This window comes from Arthrobacter sp. Y3223151, assembly GCF_059091125.1.
The window spans coordinates 1-8,179 of sequence record NZ_JBNHGI010000026.1 but is presented as its reverse complement, the minus strand read 5'-3'; the positions used below and the strand labels follow the sequence as shown (position 1 = coordinate 8,179).

11 protein-coding genes are annotated in these 8,179 nt (G+C 63.3%); 5 read left to right on the top strand and 6 right to left on the bottom strand.

Going from position 1 to position 8,179, the window contains the following annotated elements; all coding sequences use genetic code 11:
• The coding region (locus tag AC5RUP_RS17165; protein WP_494154236.1) for a recombinase family protein at positions 1-219 on the bottom strand (219 nt) is incomplete at its 3' end.
• A gap of 405 nt (positions 220-624) precedes the next feature.
• Here AC5RUP_RS17165 and AC5RUP_RS17160 point away from each other — a divergent pair.
• Positions 625-1,215, top strand: coding sequence for a hypothetical protein (locus tag AC5RUP_RS17160; RefSeq protein WP_494069341.1), 591 nt, complete (start codon positions 625-627; stop codon positions 1,213-1,215).
• A gap of 513 nt (positions 1,216-1,728) precedes the next feature.
• Here the strand turns inward: AC5RUP_RS17160 and AC5RUP_RS17155 are convergent.
• Positions 1,729-2,424, bottom strand: a complete 696-nt coding sequence (locus AC5RUP_RS17155) for a recombinase family protein (RefSeq protein ID WP_494154234.1) — start codon at positions 2,422-2,424, stop codon at positions 1,729-1,731.
• 90 nt (positions 2,425-2,514) lie between these two features.
• Here AC5RUP_RS17155 and AC5RUP_RS17150 point away from each other — a divergent pair, with 90 nt between their 5' ends.
• Positions 2,515-2,841 (top strand): hypothetical protein, encoded by a 327-nt coding sequence (locus tag AC5RUP_RS17150; protein WP_494154233.1) that lies wholly within the window; start codon positions 2,515-2,517, stop codon positions 2,839-2,841.
• A 249-nt stretch (positions 2,842-3,090) separates the two neighbouring features.
• Here the strand turns inward: AC5RUP_RS17150 and AC5RUP_RS17145 are convergent, their stop codons facing one another.
• Both AC5RUP_RS17145 and AC5RUP_RS17140 read right to left on the bottom strand, forming a co-directional pair.
• Complete coding sequence (locus AC5RUP_RS17145) at positions 3,091-3,705, bottom strand: hypothetical protein (protein ID WP_494154232.1); 615 nt, start codon at positions 3,703-3,705, stop codon at positions 3,091-3,093.
• Between the two features lie 423 nt (positions 3,706-4,128).
• Positions 4,129-4,425 carry a hypothetical protein gene (locus AC5RUP_RS17140; RefSeq protein WP_494154231.1) on the bottom strand — a complete coding sequence of 99 codons (297 nt, stop codon included), beginning with the start codon at positions 4,423-4,425 and terminating at the stop codon, positions 4,129-4,131.
• Positions 4,426-4,769: 344 nt separating this feature from the next.
• Between AC5RUP_RS17140 and AC5RUP_RS17135 the strand changes: the two genes are divergently transcribed.
• The 3 genes from AC5RUP_RS17135 (at position 4,770) to AC5RUP_RS17125 (ending at position 6,991) form a co-directional block, all read left to right on the top strand.
• A complete protein-coding gene (locus tag AC5RUP_RS17135; RefSeq protein ID WP_494154230.1) occupies positions 4,770-4,964 on the top strand; it encodes a hypothetical protein in 195 nt (64 codons plus the stop codon).
• An 805-nt stretch (positions 4,965-5,769) separates the two neighbouring features.
• Positions 5,770-6,306, top strand: coding sequence for a hypothetical protein (locus AC5RUP_RS17130; protein WP_494154229.1), 537 nt, complete (start codon positions 5,770-5,772; stop codon positions 6,304-6,306).
• A 13-nt stretch (positions 6,307-6,319) separates the two neighbouring features.
• The gene (locus AC5RUP_RS17125) at positions 6,320-6,991 is read left to right on the top strand and encodes a hypothetical protein (protein ID WP_494069338.1); all 672 of its coding nucleotides are present in this window, start codon (positions 6,320-6,322) and stop codon (positions 6,989-6,991) included.
• Positions 6,992-7,077: 86 nt separating this feature from the next.
• On the opposite strand, the gene AC5RUP_RS17120 is transcribed toward AC5RUP_RS17125, so the two are convergent.
• Together AC5RUP_RS17120 and AC5RUP_RS17115 are read right to left on the bottom strand one after the other, a co-directional pair.
• Complete coding sequence (locus AC5RUP_RS17120) at positions 7,078-7,479, bottom strand: hypothetical protein (RefSeq protein WP_494069339.1); 402 nt, start codon at positions 7,477-7,479, stop codon at positions 7,078-7,080.
• 111 nt (positions 7,480-7,590) lie between these two features.
• Positions 7,591-8,179 (bottom strand): recombinase family protein (locus AC5RUP_RS17115; protein WP_494154228.1); only part of this gene is annotated, 589 nt, incomplete at its 5' end.

Here is an 8,179-nt window from a genome sequence, read left to right as displayed (position 1 = left end):
TGCCAGCATCTTCGGGCGCTTGCTGATGGTGGCCGCGCTCGCGGCCAGCTCCTCGACCAGCTCCAGTTCGTACCCCATGCGGTTGGCTTCGCGCACCAGCTCCGCACGCTGTACGTCGGGGCTGATGTCCTGCTTGTCGGTGGAGACGCGGATGTACCCGACAACGCGGATTGCCTGGTCGGCGTGGATCACTTCGGGAACCGATGAGGTGGTGGTCATCTTCAGCTGACGCCCCGCCTGCTACCCCTGACGGCCCTTTGAAGGCCGAGGTTGACGCCCTGCGCCAGCAGTTGGCGGCAGCTAATCAGCGTGCCGCCGTGGCCGAGGAACGGGTGGACGGTATGCGTGCCCTGGTCGCTGCCCACGAACGGATCATTGAGACGCAGGCTGTGGCCCTCAGGATGCTGGAAAAAGGTTCACCCCAGCCCGAGCCCGTTGTGTTCGACGATAGGCCCGCAGAGAGGCACACAGCGCCTCCTGCGCCTGCCTCTCATCCGGCTCCAGATGCAGAGAAGGACGGGCGTCAGCCCGTCCCATTCCTGCGCCGCCTGGGGCTGATAGGCCGGCGGTAGTCCTGGGCCGTCGTGTTGCAGCGGCTTGAAGCTGGCATGTCAGGATGGGCCCATGTCTCAGAAGGCCCACTCAAAGAAGAAGATCCATTCGAGGCTTGCCCACTCTATGAGGGAGGTCCGGCCGGTCACTATCTTGCGCACCGTCGTGCCGGACTGGGAGATTCAGGGCATCGTACTGGACCTCGGTGCCAAGTGGGTCCTGCTGGCATCCATTCGAGATGGCGGGTACCTGGATGGCTACCGGGTCCTCAGGCTGGCGGATCTGCGCCGGGTGGATCAGGAAACCACGTTCGAGAAGTTCCTCCACCAAGACGAGCAGTGGCCGCCGGCGAAGCCCGCGGCTTCATTCGACCTCGCGAGTCCGCGGGCCATCCTCGAAACCGCGACGGCGGCGGGCACGATCGTCTCAGTGTTCCGGGAAACGAAGCATCCGGGCATCCGTCTGATCGGCGTGCCCGGAGGTTGGACCAAGAAGTCCGTCGGGTTGCTGACCATCGACACCAAAGCCAACTGGGAGGACTTCCTGGAGGAGATCCGGTTCAAGGACCTCACCCAGATCGCCTTCGGAGGTGACTACGACAAGGCGCTCATGTCCGTAGTCGGCGCTATCCCGCCGGAGACCGAATCCAAGTATGGACTTTGAACCGCTGGGGCTGGCCGACAGGCCAGCGCCTTGGCGCCTGTCTACCCCTTGTAGGCGCCCCTTGGCAGTCAGGCCCTTGAGAGCGGACTGAACCTTCCTGCGCCGGCTACTAGGCCGGCGATAGCCCTTCTTCCTGGAGGGCACGCCGCAGCGTGACCGACTCCAATGCGCCGGCTACTTGGCCGCGGGTAGGTGTCGTTCACCTGATCAGGCTTCCGTCACCCCCGCGGCGCCTGAACATTACCCAAATGACCCGTGCGATAACGAACAGCACCAGGGCGGCCCCCAGGGCGGCTAGTCCCATAAATCCGAGAGTGATTCCAATCCGGAGTGCAGAGGGCCGGATGTCGTCGTTGGCTTCAGCAATCCCACCGAAACCAAGCCAGGTGAAAAAGGCACTAGTCAGGCCGACGACAACCATCGTCGAGCCAACCCCGTATACCGCTGCATTCGATAACCGGCCCACGTCTCCACACCCCTTGTCGCTCTACCTTCCGGCCATCCTATGAGCTGCTACAACCCACCTTGGAGGGCACGCGCCAGCGTGACCGACTCCAACACCGCCTTGACGGTGGATGCGTGCCACGCTTTGCCCGTGGCCGTGGGGATGCCTTCAGCGGTGAGAGCTTCCGCGATCTTCCGGAGGGACAGGCCGCGCTCGCGGTCGGTGTGGATCCGCAGCATGACTTCCACCGGCAGGACGGCAGTCCTGCCCATGTGTTCCCCCTGGGCGGCTTTCTCCCGCATTGCTGCAGCCGTCCGTGCACCGATGAACTTACGTTCGATCTCTGCGAAGTTGAGCGCCATGTTGTACATGCCGGCTCCCATGATGGTGGCTGTGTCGACGCCGAGGTCGAGACAGATGATGCGCCAACCCTGACGTTGCGAGTCGGCCAGCAGCCGGGTGCCGTCCTCCATGTTCCTGGAGAGCCGGTCCAGCTTGGAGACCATGAGCCCGTGGTACTTGCCGGCCTTCAGGTCTGCCAGCAGTGCCAGCATCTTCGGGCGCTTGCTGATGGTGGCCGCGCTCGCGGCCAGCTCCTCGACCAGCTCCAGTTCGTACCCCATGCGGTTGGCTTCGCGCACCAGCTCCGCGCGCTGTACGTCGGGGCTGATGTCCTGCTTGTCGGTGGAGACGCGGATGTACCCGACGACGCGGATTGCCTGGTCGGCGTGGATCACTTCGGGAACCGGTGAGGTGGTGGTCATGACCTAACTGTACACAATGGGAACCCTTTATGTACACAAGTAGTTCGTGCCGAAAGGTTCAGGTGTCACTCGGGCCGTGAACAATGAGGCATGGACTTCTCAAACATGCACCTTCCCCCTGCCGAAATCGTGCGGCATGACGCCGTGATGGCGGAGAGCCGCCGCCAGTCGAGAACCCTCCAGGAACTGCAAGATCGTGCGGAGGAAAGGAGAGTCCAAGCTGAACGCCAGACGGAGACGCTGGAGGCTCTGCGGCAGCTCGGAGAAACCCAAGCGGCGGAGGCGAAAGTCAATGCTGAGCGGGAAGCCCAGCAGCAGACATTCAATCGCCGCATGTCGTGGGCCGCAGTGCTCTTGGCCGGTGCCGCAGTCGTGGTTCCATTCGTGGTCCTGTTTCTGGACAAGGTGCTGCGCTAGTCAGGAACAGGTGGGGGATGCCCCATGCTCGGACGAAGCCCCGCCCGCCCGTGCATGGCGGCCACGTGAGCGTACGGGTATTCCCAGCGACAGGGGGGTGGGGGCATACCCCTTCGGGCCCGCGCGAGCGGGACCGGTGGTGTTAGCCGCTTTTTGTCGGTACGCTTTGGAACCTTTTTCTGAGCCAACTTCCCTGTCGTTACTGGGGTGCGGGGCTGTTGGGGCGGGGAACTTAGGCCGGCTCGCGGGTTAGATACGCACCAGGTCTTTTGCGCCGGGATACTCCGTCGGGCCGTCGGAGTGCTCCACGGGAACGCCGTCCAGTCCGAAACCAAACGGTTCCCCGGGTACCGCCCGACCTATAGGCAAGCGGTTTTCAATTGCCCACAGTGCGACGTCCGGTGGCATGTGCGGGATCTGCGCCAAGTCGCGGGCGATGGATTCCGGAGTATGTGTGCGGTGCTCCATGGCCGAATTGCGTTTCGGAGTGACAGGCAGCAGGTGGTCCGGACGGACGCACAGGGCATTGCGGCAGACATGGTCAAGCGTCTGCCCGTGCCGATGCCCGCCAATGAACAAGTTGAAGCTGTAGCGATGCGCCAGCCACTCAGGCTTGCCAACGTGCAGCAGCGCATATTTCCCGTTGGTCCGGCCCTTCCAGTTCCAGCACCCCAGCACCATGTCTGGCTCGATAGCCCTTATGAAGTTCCTCAGGGTACGGGCCATCTGCTCCGGCGTCCGATGAGGCTCCTTGAGGAGAAGGTGGTCATGCCGGCGGCAGTAGCCGCCGCGTGAATCCTTGGGCTTCGTCTTCTTGAGCCGGCCGAACTTATCGAAGCTGGGCTTGCCCTTGGGCATGCCCAACCGGGTGTCGCACCCTTCAAACCTGCACTTCGGGAACGTCCGCCGCCACGCTTGAAAGTGCGATCGGCAGAACGCGCCCCGATTCGTAGCCAGTGTCCGGCGGTCCTGGCACTCGATGCAGTAGCGCGGATACCGGGCTTTCGGGCGTCCCATCCAGTCCTCTCCGATGTATCAGAAAACAAACTTGCCCAGTCTACCGGCCCCCTCCATGGCATGACGTGGCACGTCGTCTTTCGCGCAGAACGGCAGGGCTCCCACTGTTCGGCCAAAAACCTGCCGAGCCGTTTAGCGCATCAGAAGACTTAGCGCTACTGCACCACGTTGTTGGCGGTGTACGAGGTTGTCTGCGGCGAGCCCCAGCTAGCCCGTCCGGGGGCTTTGATGGTGAGGCCGCGTAGCTCCAGCGGAGCGGCCAACAGCCGGCTATCGCTCGTCCGCGTTACGGGGGTGCGCCGGCGTGTGGTCGGGGAAGTCCTCCTGGCCGATGCCGCCGGGTGCGTAGAACCCCTCGATGAAGCCGCGTGCCTCGTCCACCAGTTGTTCGCGGGTCAACCGCGCGTCGGGAGCCGGCCCGGTGGCCGCTAGGCCCACAGTGAAGCCGTACGTCCCGCCGTTCGGCCCGTTCAGCCAGGCGAAGTCATAACTCACCATCCCGCTGGGCTGCCACTGCTCGCTCACGCGGAATAACTCGCCATGGACGAAGAACTCCAGAGTGTCCATCCACCAAGAGTAGAACCGTGGCGGCCGCTTCATGGCTTCCAGTCAGGCCGCGTAGCTCCAGCGGAGCGGCCCCGTCACGGGTCTGCATGATGCCCAGTGCAGCGCCCCCGCCAGGGGACTACGGCCCGCCGGCAGGACTTATACCGGTGTAACCGTATAGCTTGCTCCGTCTGGAACTGGCGGTGAAAGCTGTCGGGGCGGGGCCGCGTAGCTCCAGCGGAGCGGCCCCGCGCTATGCAGCTAACTGGTCCTCCACCCAGAGCTTGCCAACAGCGGGCCTCCATATGGGTTTTAGCGCTAGGCTTCCCCGCATGGGGAGAGAGCCGGTGGGTAGGTTCGGCGCATTGACGCAAAAACAGGCGCTGCTCTTGGCTGCTGTTTGGACGGTGGTGGGTGTTGGTACAGCTGTGCTGCGTGTGGCGACCGGTGAATCCCTAATCGTGGGCCTGCTCATATCCTCCGGGTTCTTTGTCGCCGCCGTAATCATGTTGGTGGCATGGCGTATAGCCAAAAGCCGCACCGAACGAAGCCGCCGGTAATCGGGGGTTGCGTAGCGCCAGCGGAGCAACCCTCCTGGTACATCTACGCATTCCCAGCCCGAGCACCTGACCAAGCACCTTGGCGGGGATGCTGACCTGCCGTCGTGGTCCCCTGTCTGGGGTACTACCCGTAGGGGTTTGCCTGTCTCTCCGCGGGTGCCTGGGCTTAGAAAGGTTCCTGTGGAACCGGACACCGCAGAGGGAGCAGAGGGGCGAGGGAGGGCAGGATTCTGCCTGATTAGCTCCCCGGGGTGGGGGAACGTATCAGGCAGATGATGGTGTTGAACACCGCGTCGGTCGCGTCGGTTGCTCGGTCGTATCGTCATCAGGCGCAGGGCATTACTCCTGCACAGTGGCGGCATGTGCCTTGCGATCTGGCAGACCCGGCTGGGTCTGCTGTAGGCGCTGGCACTCCTTCGATTCTGGGGATTGCTCGACCCAGTGAAACACCCTGCCGCAAGGCTCGACATTGGAGCCGGCTCAAACCCGGTAAGGGGCCGGGGCCTTCCTCCCGATCACTCAGGGGCGTTTGGCTACCCAGCTTGGCTTTGAAAATTTCCTCGGTCTGTCCGAGACACGCGGGGTGTCCACCCGTCGTGCGACTACTCAACCGTTGGCGCGGTTGATAGACTCCACTTATTCAATTTGAAGAGCAAACTTCATGATCCCCCGGCGGTTGGCGCTACCGGGGGATTTCTCTTTGTCCGGCGGGGCGTGTCGCGTACCCCTTCCTGGGGGCCATCGCCGGTAGGGTCTGGGGCATGACGCCCCCTGATACCCTCCAGATTTCTCGGTGCTACCCGTCATGACGGCCACGACGAAACCCCCGGTGATGGGGCTGGCTGAAGCGGCCAAGACGTGCGGCGTATCCGTGTCCACGGTGCGCCGGAAGCGCGAAGAACTCAGGGAACACGGAGCCTACGAAACGGGCCGGGGCTGGCAGATACCCGTCACTGCCCTGATCGCGGTGGGACTGATGACGCGCACCACTGAAGCCCCTTCAACTGACACCCCACCTGCTACCCCTGACGGCCCCTTGAAGGCCGAGGTTGACGCCCTGCGCCAGCAGTTGGCGGCAGCTACCCAGCGTGCCGCCGTCGCCGAGGAGCGCGTGGACGGTATGCGTGCCCTGGTCGCCGCCCACGAGCGGATCATTGAGGCGCAGGCTGTTGCCCTCAGGATGCTGGAGAAAGGTTCAACCAAGCCAGAGCCCACCACGTCCGGCGATAGGCCCGCAGAGAGCCGTACAGAGCCTCCTGCACCTGCCTCTCGTCCTACTCCAGATGCAGAGAAGGACGGGCGTCAGCCCGTCCCGTTCCTGCGCCGACTGCTGGGCCGGTGAGTATCCTGAGCGAATGACGCTCAGTCCTGCCTTGGACCTGCCGCCGATCCTGTCCCGGCTCGTCCGAGGAACTTCCGACACCTCTTATGCGCTGCTGCTCCGTGACCTGCTCATTGGTGAATACGAAGCATATGCGCGCGTGCTGAATCCCGCCCTCGCGCCGGACGGCAGGCGTTGCACTTGGCAAGAATTGGCAGGATCAGGATTTGAAGTCGACGCCGAAACTCAGTGGAGCGACATCCTCATAAATAGCGACCATGACCTGGGCACCTTTTCTGGTCCCGAGATGGGAACCATCGATCCTTCAACTGCTGACCACCTGATATCTGTTCTTGAGTCCTTCACCACTGCTGCGGAAGATTGCTACTTCCTTACGTGGGAAGGCTACGCGGGTCTGCTCGCGGATGTGGCCGGGGCACCGACGGTCTTAGTCGCGCCGGATAGGAGAATGCATGTGTTGCGTGGGTCGCTGCGCGATGCCCTGCAGCCGGTTGAAGATCCTCCCGGACGTCTGCCCATGTGGTGGCTGCCGGCCGACGGCGCCTGGTGCGTGGGGAATGACATCTACGCCCGCAGTGTCTTCGTCGGCGGAACCAACCCCACAATCGCTGCCCTAGTCGAGAATCCTTGGCTGGAAGCATATTTGGCCTGGCCCGGTCTCTCGCCGGCACCCGAAGACTTCTGATAAAGAGCCTCCTGCGCCTGCTTCTCCCCCGGCTCCAGACACGGAAAAGGACGGGCGTCAGCCCGTCCCGTTCCTGCGCCGCCTACTCAGCCGGCGGTAATCACTACGCGTCCGATGACGAACTCCCCGATGACGGTTTCTCCATCCTGTTCAAACACGGGGATGGTCCGGCTCTTTCCGGCGTTCTCTTCCTGCCACGCCAGTGCTTCTTCCGGCGAACTGAAGTTGGGGTGCGCAAGATCCGTTGAGCGTGAGTATCCGGTCAGGCCATTCGTGGCGACTACAGAAATGAGGTCTGGTGGGACCGGGCTATCTCCCTGGATGCCGTAAGACTGGCCGTTCTCGTTGACCGGCCAGCCCGGTATATCGCCGTACGAAGTCGGGCATTCATCCCCGCTCTCAGCGCAAGGCAGGGCCACCAGACTCTCTTCGGTCCCTTGGGCTAAAGCAACTGAGCCGCCGGCAAGCAGCGATCCGGCGATTATCACGCCTACGAGTACCCCTGTTGATGGCCTCCACATGGGCACATCCTACGGATGCCCTGCAGTTTCGAACAGCACGGAAGGGACACAGGATTGCCCCCGTCCACCTTGCGCGTTCTAAACCTCCATCCTTCGGCCCCGTTCCTGGAGGGCACGCCGCAGCGTGACCGACTCCAACACCGCCTTGACGGTGGATGCGTGCCACGCTTTGCCCGTCGCTGTGGTGATGCCTTCAGCGGTGAGAGCTTCCGCGATCTTCCGGAGGGATAGACCGCGCTCGCGGTCGGCGTGGATGCGCAGCATGACCTCCACCGGCAGGACGGCAGTCCTGCCCATGTGTTCCCCCTGGGCGGCTTTCTCCCGCATTGCTGCAGCCGTCCGCGCGCCGATGAACTTGCGTTCGATCTCTGCGAAGTTGAGCGCCATGTTGTACATGCCGGCTCCCATGATGGTGGCCGTATCGACCCCGAGGTCGAGACAGATGATGCGCCAACCCTGACGTTGCGAGTCGGCCAGCAGCCGGGTACCGTCCTCCATGTTCCTGGAGAGCCGATCCAGCTTGGAGACCATGAGTCCCTGGTACTTGCCGGCCTTCAGGTCTGCCAACACTGCCAGCATCTTCGGGCGCTTGCTGATGGTGGCCGCGCTCGCGGCCAGCTCCTCGACCAGCTCCAGTTCGTACCCCATGCGGTTGGCTTCGCGCACC

Bases quoted from the DNA above. Each gene is read 5' to 3' on its own strand.
- AC5RUP_RS17160 (WP_494069341.1), top strand. From the start codon at position 625: ATGTCTCAGAAGGCCCACTCAAAGAAGAAGATCCATTCGAGGCTTGCC.
- AC5RUP_RS17155 (WP_494154234.1), bottom strand. From the start codon at position 2,424: ATGACCACCACCTCACCGGTTCCCGAAGTGATCCACGCCGACCAGGCA.
- AC5RUP_RS17150 (WP_494154233.1), top strand. From the start codon at position 2,515: ATGGACTTCTCAAACATGCACCTTCCCCCTGCCGAAATCGTGCGGCAT.
- AC5RUP_RS17140 (WP_494154231.1), bottom strand. From the start codon at position 4,425: ATGGACACTCTGGAGTTCTTCGTCCATGGCGAGTTATTCCGCGTGAGC.
- AC5RUP_RS17130 (WP_494154229.1), top strand. From the start codon at position 5,770: ATGACGGCCACGACGAAACCCCCGGTGATGGGGCTGGCTGAAGCGGCC.
- AC5RUP_RS17125 (WP_494069338.1), top strand. From the start codon at position 6,320: ATGACGCTCAGTCCTGCCTTGGACCTGCCGCCGATCCTGTCCCGGCTC.